The sequence below is a fragment of the Frankia sp. Hr75.2 genome (genome assembly GCF_949319125.1).
Classification (GTDB): Bacteria; Actinomycetota; Actinomycetes; order Frankiales; family Frankiaceae; genus Parafrankia; species Parafrankia soli.
In genome coordinates this window covers 135,110-154,181 of the sequence record NZ_CASGGV010000288.1, presented here as the reverse complement: position 1 = coordinate 154,181, position 19,072 = coordinate 135,110, and the positions used below count along the sequence as shown (strand labels likewise).

Sequence of the window (19,072 nt, the reverse complement as noted above, 5' to 3'; positions counted from 1 at the left end):
CAGCGCCGGGATGTCTCAGTTGTGGACCGTCGGTTCGGTCTCCGCCGAGATCCAGTCGAGATAGTCCGTATGCCCATGCACGATCGGAGTCGCAATGATCTCCGGCGTCTCGTAGGGATGCGCGGCGGAGAGCTCCGTGATCAGCTCGGTCACCCGGTCGGTAGTTGTTTTGGCGAGACACAGCCATTCCTCGGACTGTTCGATCTCGCCGTTCCAGCGATAAGTGCTCCGAATCGGCCCGACCACCTGGAAACAGGCGGCGAGGCGCCGCTCGACGAGAGCCCTGCCGATACGATCCGCGGCGTCCGGTGAGTCGATGCTCGTGATGACCTGAAGGTATCCCACGCGTACTCCCACCCATCACCGATGGCTACACGGGATACTCTACATCGTATCTCCCGCGCCACCGTCGATTTTCCGCGACGGCGGCGACAGGCACATTCGACGCGATCTCCACCGCTGCCCGGAATGCGGGGAAACGCGACTTCCGGGGTCATAGCGACACGGAGAGCATAAATCTCCCGCGCGGCCACGCGGCGTCATACCGTTGTTTGACATGCCCGGTAACAGTCGTACACGCCGCCTACCCCGCGCACGGCCGCCAGCACGCGGTCGAGCTGGTCCGGGCCGGTGACCTCGATGGTGAAGCGAGCGCGCGCCACCCTGTCCTCGGATGTCGACGTGGACGCCGCCCGCACCGAGGCGGAGGTGTCCGAGAGGACCTCGGTGATATCCGCCAGCAATCCGTAGCGGTCGAACGCCTCCACGGCGATTTCTGCGGGGAAGGTCTGACTCTCCGGAGCGGTCCACCCCTTGACGGTCACCTGCTCGCGCGAGGACGCCGAAGCGGCGACGTTCGCGCATTCCTGCCGGTGAAGAGAGACCGAGCTGCTGTGCGTGGTGAAGCCGACGACCGTGTCGCCCGGGAGCGGAAGACAACATCGCGCGAGCCGCACCGGCACATCCGCGCCGTCGATCTCGGCGAAGCCCGCCCAGTTCTGTGTTCCCCGGCGCGCGGAACCGTCACCCCCCGCGGACGAGGCGGATTCCCAGCCCTGGGAACTCCCCGTGCCGGGCCCGTCCGGGCCACCCGGGCGATCACCACGCTGTGCCGCGGTGGAACGCCGCGTACGCCGCGCGCCCCGGGACAGCGCGCTGTCCTCCCCTGAGCCCCTGGAGCCACCGGAACGGGCGTCTCGGCCCTGACCACCAGACCCTCCCGGGCCGGCTGCGGCGTCCAAAGAGGCACTGTCGCCCGAAGTGGCGCTGTCACCCGATCTCACGGATTCCTGCGGACCGGCCGTGCCATTCAATGCGGCCGCGCCGTTCAGCCCGGCGGAACCGTTCAATCCGGCGGGTTCGCCCGAGATAATCGAACCGCCCAGGGAAGCCGCGCCGCCGGTACGTGGAGAACCGGCGCGCATTGTCGAACCACCGGAATGGGCGCGCGACGAGCCCGCGGTCCCGTCGACGCCGCCCCGGGGACCATTCGGGTCGACCGTGTCCGCCACCCGGGCGGGCTGCGCGGACGGGCGCAGCCGGGTGACCCGCCCGCCGCCCCCCGCGCCCGCTCCCCGGGCTGTCCACGGCGCGCCCGCGGCGCGGGCGTCGGAGGCCGCACGCTCGGTCACCACCAGCGACCGGTCCGCGGCCGCCTGGGTGGCCCGGGCCTGCGCGTCGCGTCGCTGCCGGGCCAGCCGCTTGCGGATCCGGACCCGGGCGCGGGACGTCCGCACGAACTCGAGCCAGTCCTCGCTCGGGCCGGCGCCGGGCAGGTTCGAGGTGAGGATCTCGACGACGTCGCCGTTGCGCAGCCGGGTGTGCAGCGGCACGAGCCGGCCGTTCACCCGGGCTCCGATGGCCCGGTGGCCGACGTCGGTGTGGACCGCGTAGGCCACGTCGACCGGCGACGAGCGCGCCGGCAGGGCGATCATCTTGCCCTTGGGGGTGAAGGTGAGCACCTCGTCGGAGTTCAGGTCGGACGACAGCGACTCCAGGAACTCCCCCGGGTCGACGGTGTCGACCTGCCAGTCGAGCAGGCTGTGCAGCCAGGAGAGCCCTTCGAGGCGGGCGCCGTCCGCGCCGGGGCCGACGGGCTTCGCGACGATCCCGGTCTCGGCCAGGCGGTGCATGGACGGGGTCCGGATCTGGATGTCGATCGTGCGCCCGGTCTCGTCCATCACGCTGGTGTGCAGGCTCTGGTACATGTTGAACTTGGGGGTCGCCACGAAGTCGCGCAGCCGCCCGGGCACCGGTCGCCAGATCCCGTGGATGACACCCAGCGAGGCGTAGCAGTCCGTGATGTCGTCGACGAGCACGAGCACCCGGACGATGTCGTTGTAGTCGCGCGGTTGGCGGCCGCGTTCCTGGCCGCGCTTGTAGATCGAGAAGATGTGGCTGGTCCGGATGGACACCGCGCCGTCCACCCGGGCCTCGGCGAGGCCGGCGCGCATCCGCGTGACCATCGCGGCGAGCACACCGCTCGCCCGCTCGGCGGTGGTGAAGTCGTCGACGACGGTGGAGATCCGGCGGTGCTCCTCGGGGTCGAGCACCGCGAACGCGCGGTCCTCGAGCTCCCGTTTGATCACGCTCACCCCGAGGCGGTGCGCCAACGGAGCGAGGACCTCGAGCGTGACCCGGGAGATCTTCTGCTGCTTGGCCGGTGACATGAAGCCGAGGGTCCGCATGTTGTGCAGCCGGTCGGCGATCTTGATGACCAGGACGCGGTAGTCGCGGGCGAGCGCGACGATCAGCTTGCGCAGCGTCTCGGCCTCGGCGGCCTCACCGAAACGCATCTTGTCGAGCTTGGTGACACCGTCGACGAGGTTGGCGACCTCCCCGCCGAACTCTGCGGCGACCGACTCGAGGGTGTAGCCGGTGTCCTCGACCGTGTCGTGCAGCAGCGCGGCGATCAGGGTCGTCGTGTCGACACCGAGCTCGGCGAGCACCTCGGCGACGGCCAGCGGATGGCTGATGTACGGGTCGCCGCTGCGCCGGGTCTGGCCGGCGTGCAGGCCGTCCGCCACCGAGTAGGCGCGGATCACCGCGCTGATGTCGGCCCTGGGATGGAAGTCCCGGTGCGCCTCGACGAGATCGCGCAGCTCGGGGGGCACCTGCGGGGTGCGCGGCGCGGCCATCCGGCGGGCCAGGTGCGCCAGGCGCATGCTGGCCTGGCGGGCCGCGGCGATCGTCCGGGAGTCCGCGTCACCGTCCGCCCTGGACAGTGCGGGCAGTGCGGGCGAGAAGCCGCCGCCCGCCGGCAGACCCGCTCCCGCGGCCTCAGCATTCACGGCGTGCCCCCTCGCAGTCAGCTCTGTGCGTCCGAGGTGACTCGGAAACAGTCGTACACACCGTCGGTGGATCTGACGGCGTCGAGGATGTGACCGAGATGCTTGGCGTCGCCCATCTCGAAGGTGAACCGGCTGACCGCCACCTGCTCGCGCGTCGTGGTGACCGACGCGGAGAGGATGTTGACGTGGTGGTCGGACAGCACCCTGGTCACATCGGAGAGCAGCCGGGTCCGGTCCAGCGCCTCCACCTGGATCACCACCAGGAAGACCGAGCCCGATGACGGCGCCCACTCCACCTCGACCGTCCGGTCGTGCGGGCCGCCCCGCAGGCCGGCGAGGTTGACGCAGTCGGCACGGTGCACCGACACGCCCTTGCCCCGGGTGACGAAGCCGGCGATGGCGTCGCCGGGCATCGGCGTGCAGCAGCGGGCCAGCTTGGCCCACACGTCCGGGGAACCGGTGACGAGCACGCCGGCGTCACCGGTGGCCCGGCGCAGGGCCCGGATCGGCAGCTCGATCTCGGCCGCGTCCTCCTCGGCGCCCTCGGGACCGCCGAGCCCCTGTAGCAGCCGGTTCACCACCGCCTGCGCGCTGATGTTCTTCTCTCCGACCGCCGCGTACAGCGCAGCGACGTCGGCGTAGCGCATGTCCTTCGCCAGGGTCAGCAGCGCGTCGCCGGTCATCAGGCGGGCCAGCGGGAGGCCGTGGCGGCGCATCGCCCGGCCGATCGCGTCCCGGCCGGCGACGATCGCGTCCTCGCGGCGCTCCCGGGCGTGCCACTGGCGGATCTTCGTCCGGGCGCGGGACGAGTGGACGAAGGTCAGCCAGTCCTCGCTCGGGCCGGCCGAGTGGGCCCGCGAGGTGAAGACCTCGACCGTGTCGCCGTTCTCCAGCGCGGTGTCGAGCGCCGCGAGCCGGCCGTTGACCCGGGCGCCGACGCACTGGTGGCCGATGTCGGTGTGTACGGCGTAGGCGAAGTCGATCGGCGTCGACCCGACCGGCAGCGGGATGACGTCGCCCTTCGGCGTGAAGACGAAGACCTCGTCGTCGGCCATGTCGAAGCGCAGGCTGTCGAGGAACTCCCCCGGGTCGGCCGTCTCGCGCTGCCAGTCCAGGATCTGGCGCAGCCAGTTGCGCAGGTTCGGGTCGGTGCCCCCGGCGCCGCTGTTCGCGGCGGCCCGCCGCGACGCCGACGAGCCCGACGAGCGGGAGCCGCCGGACCGGGAGCCCGCGCCGGAGCCGTCCTCCTTGTACTTCCAGTGCGCCGCGATGCCGTACTCGGCCCGGTTGTGCATCGAGTGCGTGCGGATCTGCAGCTCGACCGGCTTGCCCTCGGGCCCGATGACCGTCGTGTGCAGCGACTGGTACATGTTGTACTTGGGCATCGCGATGTAGTCCTTGAACCGGCCCGGGATCGGCTTCCAGTTCGCGTGGACGGTGCCCAGCGCCGCGTAGCAGTCCCGCACCGAGTCGACCAGGACCCGGATGCCGACGAGGTCGTAGATGTCCTCGAAGGACCGGCCGCGGACGACCATCTTCTGGTAGATCGAGTAGTAGTGCTTCGGCCGGCCGGTCACCACGGCCTTGATCCTCGCCTCGGCCAGCTGCGTCTGCACCTGCGTGGACGTCTCGGTGAGGTAGACGTCGCGGCTGGGCGCCCGGTCGGCCACAAGGCGGACGATCTCGTCGTAGCGCTTCGGGAACAGCGCCGCGAAGGCCAGGTCCTCCAGCTCCCACTTGAGGGAGTTCATCCCGAGGCGGTGGGCCAGCGGCGCGTAGATCTCCAGCGTCTCGCGCGCCTTGCGTTCCTGCTTGTGCTCGGGCAGGAAGCGCAGCGTCCGCATGTTGTGCAGGCGGTCAGCGAGCTTGACCACCAGGGCCCGCGGGTCGCGCGCCATGGCGACGACCATCCGGCGGATGGTCTCGGTCTGCGCGGCCTCGCCGACCTTGACCCGGTTGAGCTTGCTGACGGCGTCGACGATCTGCAGCACCTGCGGGCCGAACTCGGCCTCGATCGTCTCCGGCGGGAGGTCGGTCTCCTCCAGGGTGTCGTGCAGCAGCGCGGCGCACAGCGTCGGGATGTCCATGCCGAGATCGGCCAGGATGCTGGCGACCGCGATCGGATGGGTGATGTACGGGTGCCCGGAGAAACGGACCTGCCCGGCGTGGGCCGCGTCGGCCACCTCGAACGCCCGCTGCACCGGCCCGATGTCCATCCGCGGGTGGTTCGCGACCAGCCCCCGCAGCACCGGATCCAGCGACGAGGGCGGCGTGGCGCGGTGCGCCCCCAGCCGGGAGAAGCGGCGGACCCGGCGAGGCAGCGGAGGCGACTCGTGGCCCAGCCGCGGCACCACCGGCGAGCCGCTCTCGGCGTCCTCTCCGGTGGCGTCCGGGACGGGCGAGGACCCCGACCCGCCCTCGGCGCCGTCGCGGCCGCCGTGCGCGGCGGACGGCCCGGTGCGCGGGAGCTGGCCGCCCGCGAGCGGCGTGCGGTCGGCGGTGGACGGCGTGCGGTCGGTCGCGGACAGGGCAGCCTGGACCGGCCGCGTATCCCCGGCGGATGACGCGGCCGTCGGCACGGATCCGGTGGTCACCGGCGCCTCAGGCACAGGCCGCTCCTGCTTAGCACTTCAGCCGTGGCACGGATGTGCGAAGGGCTCCTGACGTCGAGGTTAACGCTGCGGGGGCGCCGGGCCTTCCGCAACCCCGCCCGGCCAGGGCCGCGCCGGAGGCCGGCGGGCAGGCCGTTCGCGTCAATGCCGAGCGCCGGTCACGAACCGTGACCGGACACGGGCGACGCGCCGGACACGGTCAGATCTTCATGATCGAGGTGATGTCGAGCGTGCCGGTCCGGTCGCGCCCGGAGAGGAAGGTCAGCTCCATCAGCACCGCCAGCCCCACCACGTCGGCGCCGCACCCGCGCAGCAGGGTGTGCGCGGCGGCCGCGGTGCCGCCGGTGGCGAGCACGTCGTCGACGATCAGGACCCGCTCACCCGTCGGGACGGCGTCCTCGTGGATCTCCAGGACGGCCGTCCCGTACTCCAGCGCGTACGCCTCGCTGCGGGTCCGGCCGGGCAGCTTGCCCTGCTTGCGGATCGGGACGATGCCGGCGCCGACCCGGTCGGCGACCGGGGCGGCCAGCAGGAAGCCACGCGCCTCGATGCCGGCGATCGTGGTGGCGCCCAGCCCGCGGGCGAGGTCCGCCAGCGCACCGACGACCACTCCGAAGGCGGCCGGAGTCGAGAGCAGCGGGGTGATGTCCTTGAAGACGACTCCCGGCTTGGGGAAGTCCATGACGTCGCGCACGTGGGCGCCCAGCACGGCCTCGGCCGCGCTCAGGTCCGGCTGGCTGTCGACGCTTGTCATCGTGGTGACCTCTCCGATCTTCGTTGTCGCCGCCCCGCGGGCGGCGGTTCGCGCCGATGTCGTGCCGGTCGTGGTTCTGCCGGTCGTGGTTCTGCCTCTGTTACTCCGTCGCGGCGGGCCGCCCCTAGCGTCGCTTCTTGCCGCTCGGGCGGCCGCGCTGGGACGGTTTGCGGTTCGGGGCGCGGCGCTGGGCCGACGGCATGCCACCACGCCCGGCCGCGCCGCTGGCGGCCCCGGCCGGGGCCGCGCGCATCCCGGTGGCGATGCCGACAGTGTCCGCCGGATCCCGGCCGTCGTCGCGCCGGTCCGAGTCCGGGTCGGCCAGTGGGACGGCCGTCTCCGGATCCGCGCCGCGGCGCGCCGCCGGCCGGCCGCCGCCTCCGGACTCGGTCGTCTTGGCCGCGCGGGCGGCGCTCGCCCGCGCCCGCAGCACCCGGGCGTCGAGTGCCTTCACCGCCGGCTCACCTCGCTTGAGGTCGACCAGCAGCGGGGTGGCGAAGAACAGCGAGGAGTAGGTGCCCGAGGCGATGCCGACGAACTGGGCGAGGGCGAGGTCCTTGAGCGTGCCGGCGCCCAGCAGGCCGGCGCCGACGAACAGCAGCGAGGCCACCGGGATGAGCGCGATCAGGGATGTGTTCAGCGAGCGGACCAGCGTCTCGTTGAGCGCGTCGTTGGTCGCCTCGGCGTAGGTGCGCCGCGAGGACGTCGCCATCCCCGCCGTGTTCTCGCGGACCCGGTCGAAGACGACCACCGTGTCGTACAGCGAGAAGCCGAGGATGGTCAGGACGGCGATGACCGTGGACGGGGTGACCTCGAAGCCGACGAGCGAGTAGACACCCATCGTGACGATGAGGTCATGGATGAGCGCGGCCATCGCCGCCGCCGCCATCTTCCACTCGAACCGGATCGACAGATAGATCATCACCAGGACGAGGAACACGATCAGGCCCTGGATCGCCTTGCTCGTGATCGTCGATCCCCAGGACGACCCGACGGTCGAGACGGCGATGTCCTCGTCCGGGTTGGCGACGTGGAAGTTCGTCGCGAAGTCCTTCTGCAGCGCCTCGGTCTGCTGGTCGGTCAGCGTGGGCGTCTGCACCCGGAACTGGCGGGACGTCTCGAGCTGCTGGACGACGCTGTCGGACGTGTCGATCCCGTTCTTGCTCAGAAGGCTGTCGACCTGCTCGACCGTCCCGCCGTTCGACGGGAACTGGAAGACGGCGCCGCCGGAGAACTCGATACCGAGGGAGAATCCCCGGAAGATCATGCTGAGGGCGCAGATCGTGATCAGCACGCCGGACACGATGTACCAGACACGGCGACGGCCGACGAAGTCGACGCTGAACTCGCTGCGGTAGAGCCGACCTATCAACGACATGTCAGTGCTCCCGCCTCTGTCCGGCCGTACGTCGGCCCGCCACCCGCGGCCCCGTGCCCGGCTTCTCGAGCCGGGGTCCTGGATCCGGCGGGTCAAGGTCACCGGCGGCCCGTGGGCCGCCGTCCTCGGCGCCGGGAGCGCCCGCGTCCGCGCGCCGGGTCAGTCGCGGCCGGTCCGCCGCGGCGGCACCGCCGGTCGACCGCACCATCAGGCCGGAGAAACGGCTGGTACTGAACAACGGCCGCCGGACCAGCGCGGTGACCAGCGGACGGGTGAAGATGAACATGATCAGGACGTCGATGAGCGTCGACAGGCCGAGGGTGAAGGCGAAGCCCCGGACCGACCCGACCGACAGGACGTAGAGCACCGCCGCGGCGAGGAAGGACACGGTGTCCGCGGACAGCATGGTGCGCCGGGCCGCCGGCCAGGCCCGTTCGACGGAGGTCCGTACGCTGCGGCCGGCCCGGACCTCGTCCTTGATCCGTTCGAAGTAGACGACGAACGAGTCGGCTGTCACACCGATCGACACGATCAGTCCGGCGATGCCGGCGAGCGTCAGGGTGAACCCGATCGCGTCGCCGAGCAGGACGACCGAGGCGTAGATGAGCGCCGCGCTGACCCCCAGCGAGGCGATCACGACGATGCCCAGCGCCCGGTAGTACAGGAACGAGTAGATGATCACCAGGCCGAGCCCGATGGCGCCGGCCAGCAGCCCGCCGTGCAGTGACTCGCGGCCCAGGGTCGGGGAGACCGACTCGGCCTGCGAGCGCTCGAAGGCCAGCGGCAGCGCGCCGAAGCGCAGGACGTTCGCGAGGTCCTCGGCGTCGGACTGGGAGAAGCTCCCCGAGATCTGCGCTGAGCCGGCGATCCGCTCGTTCGTCTGCGGCGCCGACTGGACGATGCCGTCGAGCACGATCGCGACCTGCTTGCCGATCGTCTTCTCGGTCAGGTTCGTGAACTTGGTCTGGCCGGAGCCGGTGAAGTCGACGTTGACGACCCACTGGCCGGTGGTGACGCTCGTGCTCCCGCCACCGCTGCTGAGCAGGCCCGCCGAGGCGGTGGACACGTCGGTACCCACGAGGGCCGCGGGCTGGAGCAGGTACTTGGTCGTCCCGTTGCGGTCGCAGGCGGCGATCCAGTCCTCGGGGCGGTCCAGGCTCACCGAGGTGCTCCGCACGCCGGTGGCCGAGCAGGTGAGGTTGGCGAACTTGTCCGCGACGTCGGCGGGCGGCGTCGGCGCGTTCGGGTCGACCGCCGCGTTCGGATCGGTCACGGCCGGACTGGTCGCGGCCGGGTCGGTCGCGGCCGGCTGTGTGGCGGCGGGCGCGCTGGCCGTGGGAGCGGCGGCCGGCGCGGGCGAGGCGGACTGGTTGGTCGCGGCCGCGAGCTCGATGCGGGGCCCGGAGCTCCCGGACCCGCTCGTGAAGCTGGCGGGCTGGGCCACCAGGCCGGGCTGCTCGCCGATGCCCGGGGCGGGCCCGAGCGCGGCGGGCCGCTGCGAGGCGGGCGCGGTGGCCGTCGGCGCCGGCGCGATGTCGGCCGGAGCGGGTGTGGCGCCCGGCGTCGGCGTCGCACCCGGGGCGGGTGTCGCGGCCGGCGCGGGAGCCGACTGCGCGACGTCGGCCCGGTAGACCTCGCGGAAGCGCAGCTCAGCGGTCTGGCCCACCAGGTCGACGACGTCGTTGCGGCCGCGGCCCGGCACGGAGATCTCGATGGTGTTACCCGCGCGGCGGACCTCGGCCTCGGCCACGCCGAGGCCGTCCACCCGCTCACGGATGATGTCCACGGCCTTGTTGAGAGCCCCGTTGTCGACCGATCCGCCGGTGATCGAACGCGGGGTGAGGATGACGCTTGTCCCGCCCTGGAGGTCCAGGCCGAGCTTGGGCGTCCAGACCCCGGTGACGGCCATCAGGCCATAGAGGACGGCGAGCAGAGCACCGAGTACTCCGAGCCGGGCGCCGACGGAGACGCCTCCGGAGGCTCGTGCCGAGCGACGTGCCAACGCCAAGTCCCTTCCTCACACACCGTCACCGATCCCGGCGGCGCTCAACGATTCCGAACGAGTGTCACCGAGGGTACGTTCCGACGGCCCGGCTGTGACACCACCGGCTGCCGACAGGCGCGTGACGGTCAGCGACGGCAGGCACCACGGCCGCACCACAGACCCCTAGCGGCCGCCCGCGCGCCCCCTGAACCGGGCGCAAGGGGGCGCGAAACGCCCTACAGCCACGGCGCGCCCTACAGTTCCTTGCGCGGCGGCCGCGCGGCGTCGTCCGTGCTCTCGGCACCGCGGCCGGCCCCGCCGCCGGTCGCTCCGCCGGCACCGGTGCCGGCGTCCCCGCTCCCCGTGCCGGAGTCGCCACCGAGGGACTTCCCGGTCGCGTCCGGGCCGGGTCCGTCCGTGTCCGGGTGACCGTCGGTGTCCGGATGGCCGTCGGTGTCCTCGTCCGTGTCGCCGTCCTGGCCGGGCGTGCTGATCACCCGGGCGATCGCGCTGCGGCCGAACCGGCAGACGACGTCCGGCGCGATCTCCAGCAGGACGTCGGCGCCGTCCATCTCGACGACGGTCGCGTAGAGGCCGGCGGTGGTCAGGACCAGCGTGCCGGGGACGATCTGGGAAAGCTGCTGCTGCTGCGCACGCGCACGGCGCCGCTGGGTCGAGAAGAAGTAGACGATCAGAAGGACGATCAGTATTGGGAAGATCAGCCCACTGATGGAGCTGCCGCCGTTGTTGTCCGCCGCGCTTGTCACGGCCGCGATTACCTGCACGTCCCGCCCTCCTGGGTGTCGCGGCTGATCGTACGTATCCGCGCCACACCCACAGCGGGCAGGCCGGTGGTGTGTTCCCCGAAGGCACCGGCCGACCCACCCGGACGGCGGTTCAGGACGCCGGCGGGTCCTCCCCGAACAGGGCCGCCGGTGCCTGTGACCTGCCGAGTTGGTCCGACTGGGGCTCGAGGCCCAGGTGGGTGAACGCGGCCGGGGTCGCCACCCTCCCCCGGGCCGTGCGGATCAGCAGGCCGGCCCGGAGCAGGAACGGTTCCGAGACGTCCTCGACCGTGTCGGCCTCCTCGCCCACCGCCACGGCAAGGGTGCTCAGCCCCACCGGCCCGCCGCCGAACCGGCGGACCAGCGCGTCGAGCACCGCCCGGTCGAGCCGGTCCAGACCGAGAGCGTCCACGTCGTAGATCCGCAGGGCGGCGCGGGCGACCTCACGGGAGACCACACCGTCGGCACGGACCTCCGCGTAGTCGCGAACCCGGCGCAGCAGCCGGTTCGCGATCCGCGGGGTGCCCCGGGAGCGGCCCGCCACCTCGACCGCGCCGCCCTCGGTCAGCTGGACGCCGAGCAGCCGGGCCGAGCGCGTCAGCACCAGCGCGAGCTCGGCGGCGTCGTAGAAGTCCATGTGGCCGGTGAAGCCGAACCTGTCCCGCAGCGGGCCGGTCAGCAGGCCGGAGCGGGTCGTGGCGCCGACCAGCGTGAACGGCGCCAGGTCGAGCGGGATCGCCGTCGCGCCCGGGCCCTTGCCGAGGACCACGTCGACGCGGAAGTCCTCCATCGCCGCGTACAGCAGCTCCTCGGCGGGACGGGCGATGCGGTGGATCTCGTCGAGGAAGAGCACCTCGCCGGGCGTGAGCGCGGTCAGGATCGCCACCAGGTCACCGGCCCGCTCGATCGCCGGGCCGCTGGTCATCCGCAGCGGCACGCCGAGCTCCTCGGCGATGATCATCGCCAGGCTTGTCTTACCCAGCCCGGGTGGACCGGACAGGAGCACGTGGTCAGGCGGGCGGCCGCGGCCGCGCGCCCCCTCGAGCATGATCGAAAGCTGCTCCCGCACCTTGCGCTGGCCGACGAACTCGTCCAGGTTCTTCGGGCGCAGGCCGGCCTCGAACGCCTGCTCCTCGGGGGCCGCCGCCGCCGAGACCAGGCCCTCGCCGCTCACGGCGACCTCCAGGGCGTCGTCATCCGGGGCGTCATCGCGGCCGCAGCACGGCGAGGCTCGCCCGCAGCAGCGCCGCGGGGTCGACCGGACCGGCGGGGTCCGCGCCGCCCGCCGCGCCGTCACCCGTCACGCCGTCACCGCCGTCGGTCACGGCCGCACCGTCGCCGGGGCCGTGCAGCGCCGTCCGAGCCGCAACCACCGCGTCCAGCGCCTCCTTCGCGGAGTAACCGAGGCCGACCAGCGCGTCCCGGACCTGCTCGCCCGCGGCGCCGAGACGCGGATCCGCGGCGGCCGGCGGCGGCGCCGCGGCGCGCGGCGGCGGGACCGGGGATGACGGCGGGCCGAGCCTGTCCCGCAGGTCGAGCACGATGCGCTGGGCGCTCTTGCGGCCGATGCCCGGCACCTTGGTGAGCGTGGCCAGGTCCTCCTCCGCGACAGCCCGACGGATGACGTCCGGGCTGTGCACGCCGAGGACAGCCTGGGCGAGCCTGGGCCCCACCCCGGCCGCGCCCTGCAGGATCTCGAAGACGTCCCGCTCGTCGGCGTCGCGGAACCCGTACAGCGTCAGCTCGGTCTCCCGGACGACGAGGGTCGTCGCCAACCGCGCGCGCTCGCCGACCCGCAGCCGGGCCAGCGTCGACGGCGTGCACCACACCAGGACGCCGACGCCGCCGACGTCGACGACCGCCGAGCCGGGCGAGAGCACCTCCACCGTGCCGCTGACCGACGCGATCATCGCCGGCCACCCGGCACGCCCGGGCTCCGCGCGGGGGTCGCGGCGCGCATCCGGGCCAGTGCCGGCCCGCGCCACAGATGGCACAGGGCCAGGGCGAGCGCGTCGGCGGCGTCCGCCGGGCGCGGCGCCTCCGGAAGATCCAGCAGCTTCGTCACCATGAACCCCACCTGGGCCTTGTCCGCGCGCCCGCTGCCGGTGACGGCGGCCTTGACCTCGCTCGGCGTGTACAGACCGATCGGCAGCCCGCGCCGGGCCGCGGCGACGATGGCCACCGCGCCGGCCTGCGCGGTGCCCATCACCGTGCGCACGTTGGCCTGGCTGAAAACCTTCTCGACCGCGACCGCGTCCGGGCGGACCCGGTCCAGCCACTCGTCCACGCCCTCGAAGACGGCCCGCAGCCGGTCGGCCACCTCGTCCGAGGCAGGCGTGCGCACCACGCCGACCTCGACCAGGCTGGCCCGGCGGCCGGGGCCGCCGTCGACCACCCCGAGGCCGCAGCGGGTCAGCCCCGGGTCGACTCCGAGTACACGCACCGAGCCCTCCCGACCACACTGACGAACATCCGTTCGATCCTAGTGGCCGGGGCAACACCGACATCCACGACACGCCGAACAGGCGACCGCCCGGCAGTACCCGGACGGCGCGGGCTCAGCTGGAGACGAGCTCCATCACGTCGTCGGAGATGTCCGCGTTGAACCAGACGTTCTGGACGTCGTCGAGATCCTCGAGCGCCTCGACCAGCTTGAGGACCTTCCGGGCCGGCTCCGCGTCGAGCGGGACGCTCACCGAGGGCAGCCAGGAGATGTCCGCCGAGGCGACCGTCAGGTCGGCCTCCGCCGCCGCCACCCGCACGGCGTGCAGGTCGGTGGCCTCGGAGACGACCTCGAACGCCTCCCCGACGTCGTTGACCTCCTCCGCCCCGGCGTCCAGCACGGCCAGGAGGATGTCGTCCTCGGTGAGGTCGGGCGTCTTGTCGATCAGGATGACGCCCTTGCGGTTGAACAGGTACGACACCGAGCCCGGGTCGGCCGGGGTGCCGCCGTTGCGGGTGATCGCGACCCGGACGTCGGAGGCGGCCCGGTTGCGGTTGTCGGTGAGGCACTCGACGAGCACGGCGACCCCGCTCGGCCCGTAGGCCTCGTAGGTGACCGACTCGTAGCTCACCCCGCCGGCGAGTTCGCCGGAGCCCCGCTTGATGGCCCGGTCGATGTTGTCGTTCGGCACCGACTGGGACTTCGCCTTGGCGATCGCGTCCGCCAGCGTCGGGTTGCCGGCCGGGTCGCCGCCGCCCGTCTTGGCCGCGACCTCGACGGTCTTGACCAGCTTGGCGAACAGCTTGCCCCGGCGTGCGTCGACGACCGCCTTCTTGTGCTTGGTGGTCGCCCACTTGGAGTGACCGCTCATGACCTGCCCCTCTTGAGCCCGAGCTCGGATCGGACGATCTCCACGAACAGCCGGTGCACCCGGATGTCCCCCGTCAGTTCAGGATGGAACGACGTGGCCAGCAGCGGCCCCTGCCGGACCGCGACCGGCCGGTCGGCGACCCGGGCCAGTACCTCGACGCCGTCCCCCGCCTTTTCTACCCACGGTGCCCGGATGAAGACGGCGTGCACCGCCGGCCCGTCGACGCCGTCCACCACCAGGTCGGTCTCGAACGACTCCACCTGGCGGCCGAATGCGTTGCGCCGGACGACCACGTCGAGCCCACCGATGAGCGGCTGGCCCGGGCGGCCGTCGATCACGTCCTGCGCGAGCAGGATCATGCCCGCGCACGAGCCGAACACCGGCAGACCACCGGCCACGGCGGCCCGCAGCGGTTCGAGCAGGTCGAACACGCGCAGCAACCGCCCGATCGTAGTGGACTCGCCACCGGGCAGGACCAGGCCGTCCAGCTCGGCGAGCTCACCGGCCCGGCGCACCTCACCGGCGTCGGCTCCGGCCTCGCGCAGGGCGCGGACGTGCTCGCGCACATCGCCCTGCAGCGCCAGGACGCCGATCCGCGGGACGCTCACCAGCCGCGGGCGGCGAAGCGCGCCTCGGGCGGGAGCTCGCCGACGTTGATGCCGACCATGGCCTCACCGAGGCCGCGCGACACCTTCGCCAGCACGCCGGGGTCGTTGTACATGGTCGTGGCCTCGACGATCGCCCGGGCGCGCCGCGCCGGGTCGCCGGACTTGAAGATGCCGGAGCCGACGAACACGCCGTCCGCGCCGAGCTGCATCATCAGCGCCGCGTCGGCCGGGGTGGCGATGCCGCCCGCGGTGAACAGCACGACCGGCAGCCGGCCCAGCCGCGCGACCTCGGTGACCAGCTCCACCGGCGCACGCAGCTCCTTGGCCGCGGCGTAGAGCTCCTCGGACGGCAGCCCCGACAGCCGCGCGATCTCCGACCGGATCGTGCGCATGTGCACCACGGCGTTGGAGACCTCGCCGGTGCCCGCCTCGCCCTTCGAGCGGATCATCGCGGCACCCTCGGAGATCCGCCGCAGCGCCTCGCCCAGGTTCGTCGCTCCGCAGACGAAGGGAACCGTGAAGCCCCACTTGTCGATGTGGTGGTTCGGGTCCGCCGGGGTGAGGACCTCGGACTCGTCGACGTAGTCCACACCCAGCGCCTGGATGATCTGCGCCTCGACGAAGTGCCCGATGCGGGCCTTGGCCATGACCGGGATCGAGACCGCCTCGATGATCCCGGAGATCATGTCGGGGTCGCTCATCCGCGCCACGCCGCCCTGCGCCCGGATGTCCGCGGGCACCCGCTCCAGCGCCATGACCGCGACGGCGCCCGCCTCCTCGGCGATGCGGGCCTGCTCGGGGGTGACGACGTCCATGATGACGCCGCCCTTGAGCATCTCCGCCATGCCGCGCTTGACCCGGGCGGTGCCGGCGTGCCGCTCCGCGCCGTCCGCCGGCGCGACGGGGCCGGATGGCGAAGCGCCCGGGGCGGGGGCGGGGGCGGTCAGGCCGTCGGACATCATGTGTCGTCTCTTTCGGGTAGTTCGGACAAGTACTTCGGACGGGATCTCCGGACGGGATCCGCGGTGGTGCGGACCCGCCGGCGGTACCCCGTCGTCCAGTGGTGCTGAGCCGTCCGGTGGTGCCGACCCGTCCGGTGGTGGCGGCCCGACGGTGGCGTCCGCCGCCGGTTCGGGTGCCGCCGGTGCGCCGGCGGCACCGCGCCGGCGCACCGACGGCGGCGGCCCGGTGCGGGGAGCCCCGGCCGGAGGCCGGGAGACCGGTGACCGGCCGACCGGCACGGGCCACGCGGGGACCAGGCTGTTCGGTGGTCGTTCCGGGCCGGACGGACCCGGACGGACATGGATTCGGCTCCATGGTACGGCCGAGACGCGCATGCCCTACCCCATCTTCGGCATCGTGGAGATCACCACCGACGGTGGCGATCTCCACACCGGGGCCCCGCACCAGGCGGCGCACCGGAGGGCACACCGGGTGTCCGTACCGATATCCGCCCGGTGACCAGCGCAGTATCCTGCCGTGCCACGACGCGGAACCTTCCAGGAGAGTCATGACAAGTCCCTACGGCGGTGGACCGCCTGGCCCGCAGCCTGGACCTGGGCAACCTGCTCCTGGACAGCCGCCGTGGGGTGGCGGCGCGCCCGGCGGCTACGGGCCCCCGCCCGGCGCCGGGCCCTACCCCGGGCCGGCACCCAGCGGGCCGTATCCGGGCCGGCCGGGTGGTGGCCCGCCGCCCTTCCCCGGCCCCCCGCCGCCGACCGGGCCTCCGCCAGGCGGGCCGTACGCGGCGCCAGGCGGGCCGTACACGGCGCCAGGCGGGCCGTACACGGCGCCGGGGCCCGCGGGGCCCCAGCCGTGGGCGCGGCCGGGGCCCGCCGGATGGCCCGGGGGGACGCGGTGCCGGATCTGCGGTGCGGCCCCGGCCGTGCCCGCGACGATCCGCGGGCACCAGGGCTTCATCATCTTCATGCGGTTCCGCGCCGAGCACGGACCGTTCTGCCGCACCTGCGGCACCGCGACGCTGCGCGCCATGAACGCGCGAACGCTCTGGCAGGGCTGGTGGGGCATCGCGTCGCTGTTCATCACCCCGGTGATCCTGCTGCTGAACTTCACCGAGCACTCGAAGATCGGCAAGCTGCCCCCGCCGGGGCCCGCCCTCGCCCCGCCGCTGCGGCCGGGACGCCCGCTGTTCCGCCGGCCCGAGGCCCTCGGCCTGTTGGTCCCGCTCCTCGCGCTCGCGCTGGTCGTGGCGGCGATCGCGACGAGCGACCCGAGTGAGGCGGGGGCCCGCTCCGGCGACTGCGTCCGCCGGGACGGCCAGCGGATCTCGATCGTCGACTGCGCGTCACCGCAGGCCCAGTACGTCGTCCTGACCAGGCTGGACGGCGACTCCGACGCCCGGTGCGACCTCTGGACGGAGACGACCGCGAGCTACACGCAGACCGGGCCGGGGCCTGACTTCGTCCTGTGTCTCGGGCCGGTGCCCGGCGCGGGCGCGGGGCAGCCCGACCAGAGCGCCGTGCCGGACCAGCAGGGGACGACGCGCAACGCGAGCGCTCAGGCTCCGGGGATCCCGGCCGGGTCGTCCGAACGGGGCGGGGGGTCCTCCTCCCGGGCGGGCAGCGCGTCGTCGATCTCGAAGTAGGCGGGCAGCGGCCGGCGCCCCGACAGGTGCAGGACCCGCACCAGGCGCCGGCCGGCGAGCGAGCGGACGTCGCCGACCGCGTCGTTGTGGAACTGGCGGGCCAGGGCCACCCGGGCCGCCGCCGAGTCGACGGCGCGCACCTCCTCCGGGGCGCGCTGCCCCACGGCGACGACGGCCGGGGCGCGCAGCGCCCGGCTCAGCGCGTTCTCCGCGTCCTCCGCGGTGGTGCCCAGACCGGCGCCGGCGAGCAGGGCGACATGGCCGGCCCGGGCACGCTCGGCCATGTCGGCGAGTTCGGCGAGGTCACGGCGGCGGGCGAGCTCGTGCGCCGCGTCGGCCCGGGCCATGAGCTGGACCACGAGGCCGGCGCGCGCCGCGTCGACCCGGCCGGCCAGCCGGTCGAGCCGACTCGCCAGCCAGGTCAGGTAGGTGGCGATCACCACTACGGCCACCACCACGACCACCACGACTGTCATCTCGCGCAGCGTAGTCAACCCCGGTGAACAGGTCACGGCCGGTCGGTGATATCGGCCGGCGCGGGATATCGCCGGGCACAGGACACCGGCCGGCGCCGCGATCCGGCCGCCGCGGGATACCGGCCGGCCGGCTCAGCTCTCCTCGGGGGCGGCGACCGACACCGGGCGGTCACCGGAGACCATCTCGTACACGCCGACGATGCTCTGGGCGATCACCCGCCAGTCGTACCGGGCGACGACGGCGCGGCCGCGCTCGGCCAGCCGGGCTCGCTCGGCCGGGTCCTCGATCAGCTCGGCCAGGTTCGCCGCCAGCTCCGCCGGCTCCCCCACCCCGAACAACCGCCCGGCCCGCCCGTTGTCGAGCACCCGCCGGAACGCGTCGATGTCGCTCGCGACGACCGGCGTCCCGGCCGCCATCGCCTCGAGCAGCACGATCCCGAAGCTCTCCTGCCCCGTGTTCGGGGCACAGTACACGCTGCCGGAGGCGAACACCGCGGCCTTGTCGGCCTCCGGGACGAGCCCTACCAGGTCGACCCGTCCGAGCAGCGCGGGGTCGATGCGGGAGCGCACCGCCTCGGTGTCGCCGGGGCCCGCGACCAGCAGGCGGACGTCCGGCACCTTCTCGACGAGCCTCGGGAACGCGGCCATCAGCACGTCCAGGCCCTTGCGCGGCTCGTCGATCCGGCCGAGGAACGCCACCGTCGGCGCGGTGCCGTAGCCGGGCAGTGGGCGGGCGCCCTCGAAGGCCCGCACGGCCACTCCGTTCGGGATGAGGATCGCGCCGGTGCCGAGGTGCTCCACGAGCGTGCGCCGTGCCGCCTCGGACACGGCGATCCGTGCCCGCAGCTTCTCCAGCGACGGCCGCAGCGCGCGGTGCCCCGCGGTGAGGATCCTTGACCTGGGGTTGGCGGTGTGGAAGGTCGCCACCAGCGGACCGTCCGCGAGCATGCAGGCCAGCAGGCTGACACTGGGCGCGGTCGGCTCGTGCGCGTGCAGCACGTCGAAGTCGTGCTCGCGCAGCCACCGACGCACCCGGGCGGCCGAGACCGGCCCCATGAGCAGCCGGGCCACCGAGCCGTTGTAGGGCACCGGCACCGCGCGGCCGGCGTCCACGGCGTACGCCGGCAGCGTGGACTCGTCGTCCACCGGGGTGATCACCGAGACCTCGTGCCCGGCGTCGAGCAGCGTCTCGGCGAGGTCACGCACGTGCGCCTGGACGCCCCCGGGCACGTCCCAGGTGTAGGGGCAGGCGAGTCCGATTCTCAC

Annotated in this window: 16 protein-coding genes; 1 reads left to right on the top strand and 15 read right to left on the bottom strand. The window is 73.1% G+C overall.

The window, feature by feature from the left end:
* Positions 1-15: 15 nt before the first annotated feature.
* The 13 genes from cutA to pdxS all read right to left on the bottom strand — a co-directional run bounded on the left by cutA (position 16) and on the right by pdxS (position 15,687).
* The gene (gene cutA, locus AC559T_RS20825) at positions 16-345 is read right to left on the bottom strand and encodes a divalent-cation tolerance protein CutA (RefSeq protein WP_020462610.1); all 330 of its coding nucleotides are present in this window, start codon (positions 343-345) and stop codon (positions 16-18) included.
* Between the two features lie 194 nt (positions 346-539).
* Positions 540-3,290 carry a RelA/SpoT family protein gene (locus AC559T_RS20820; RefSeq protein WP_498869791.1) on the bottom strand — a complete coding sequence of 917 codons (2,751 nt, stop codon included), beginning with the start codon at positions 3,288-3,290 and terminating at the stop codon, positions 540-542.
* 17 nt (positions 3,291-3,307) lie between these two features.
* On the bottom strand, positions 3,308-5,899 hold the full coding sequence (locus AC559T_RS20815; RefSeq protein ID WP_112109195.1) for a RelA/SpoT family protein: 2,592 nt from the start codon (positions 5,897-5,899) through the stop codon (positions 3,308-3,310).
* A 202-nt stretch (positions 5,900-6,101) separates the two neighbouring features.
* A complete protein-coding gene (locus AC559T_RS20810; RefSeq protein ID WP_071061720.1) occupies positions 6,102-6,656 on the bottom strand; it encodes an adenine phosphoribosyltransferase in 555 nt (184 codons plus the stop codon).
* Positions 6,657-6,780: 124 nt separating this feature from the next.
* Entirely contained in the window at positions 6,781-8,034 is a 1,254-nt protein-coding gene (gene secF / locus AC559T_RS20805) for a protein translocase subunit SecF (protein ID WP_112109194.1), read from the bottom strand.
* Position 8,035: 1 nt separating this feature from the next.
* Positions 8,036-10,036: a protein translocase subunit SecD gene (gene secD, locus AC559T_RS20800; RefSeq protein ID WP_498869811.1), complete on the bottom strand. Its 2,001-nt coding sequence runs from the start codon at positions 10,034-10,036 to the stop codon at positions 8,036-8,038.
* A 236-nt stretch (positions 10,037-10,272) separates the two neighbouring features.
* A complete protein-coding gene (yajC, locus tag AC559T_RS20795; RefSeq protein ID WP_498869790.1) occupies positions 10,273-10,803 on the bottom strand; it encodes a preprotein translocase subunit YajC in 531 nt (176 codons plus the stop codon).
* A 112-nt stretch (positions 10,804-10,915) separates the two neighbouring features.
* Positions 10,916-11,977, bottom strand: coding sequence for a Holliday junction branch migration DNA helicase RuvB (gene ruvB, locus AC559T_RS20790; protein WP_112109208.1), 1,062 nt, complete (start codon positions 11,975-11,977; stop codon positions 10,916-10,918).
* Positions 11,978-12,008: 31 nt separating this feature from the next.
* A complete protein-coding gene (ruvA, locus tag AC559T_RS20785; RefSeq protein WP_112109209.1) occupies positions 12,009-12,713 on the bottom strand; it encodes a Holliday junction branch migration protein RuvA in 705 nt (234 codons plus the stop codon).
* Positions 12,710-13,246 carry a crossover junction endodeoxyribonuclease RuvC gene (ruvC, locus tag AC559T_RS20780; protein WP_498869789.1) on the bottom strand — a complete coding sequence of 179 codons (537 nt, stop codon included), beginning with the start codon at positions 13,244-13,246 and terminating at the stop codon, positions 12,710-12,712. The genes ruvA and ruvC overlap by 4 nt, the downstream gene beginning before the upstream one ends.
* 115 nt (positions 13,247-13,361) lie before the next feature.
* A complete protein-coding gene (locus AC559T_RS20775; protein ID WP_071061710.1) occupies positions 13,362-14,117 on the bottom strand; it encodes a YebC/PmpR family DNA-binding transcriptional regulator in 756 nt (251 codons plus the stop codon).
* Complete coding sequence (pdxT, locus tag AC559T_RS20770) at positions 14,114-14,725, bottom strand: pyridoxal 5'-phosphate synthase glutaminase subunit PdxT (protein ID WP_071061708.1); 612 nt, start codon at positions 14,723-14,725, stop codon at positions 14,114-14,116. The genes AC559T_RS20775 and pdxT overlap by 4 nt, the downstream gene beginning before the upstream one ends.
* Complete coding sequence (gene pdxS, locus AC559T_RS20765; RefSeq protein WP_020462622.1) at positions 14,722-15,687, bottom strand: pyridoxal 5'-phosphate synthase lyase subunit PdxS; 966 nt, start codon at positions 15,685-15,687, stop codon at positions 14,722-14,724. The genes pdxT and pdxS overlap by 4 nt, the downstream gene beginning before the upstream one ends.
* A gap of 923 nt (positions 15,688-16,610) precedes the next feature.
* Here pdxS and AC559T_RS20760 point away from each other — a divergent pair.
* Positions 16,611-17,330: an LppU/SCO3897 family protein gene (locus AC559T_RS20760; protein ID WP_112107088.1), complete on the top strand. Its 720-nt coding sequence runs from the start codon at positions 16,611-16,613 to the stop codon at positions 17,328-17,330.
* Here AC559T_RS20760 and AC559T_RS20755 read toward each other — a convergent pair.
* Positions 17,243-17,806, bottom strand: a complete 564-nt coding sequence (locus AC559T_RS20755; RefSeq protein ID WP_112107089.1) for a hypothetical protein — start codon at positions 17,804-17,806, stop codon at positions 17,243-17,245. The two genes, AC559T_RS20760 and AC559T_RS20755, sit on opposite strands and share 88 nt — an antisense overlap.
* A gap of 132 nt (positions 17,807-17,938) precedes the next feature.
* Positions 17,939-19,072 carry a glycosyltransferase family 4 protein gene (locus tag AC559T_RS20750; protein ID WP_071061701.1) on the bottom strand — a complete coding sequence of 378 codons (1,134 nt, stop codon included), beginning with the start codon at positions 19,070-19,072 and terminating at the stop codon, positions 17,939-17,941.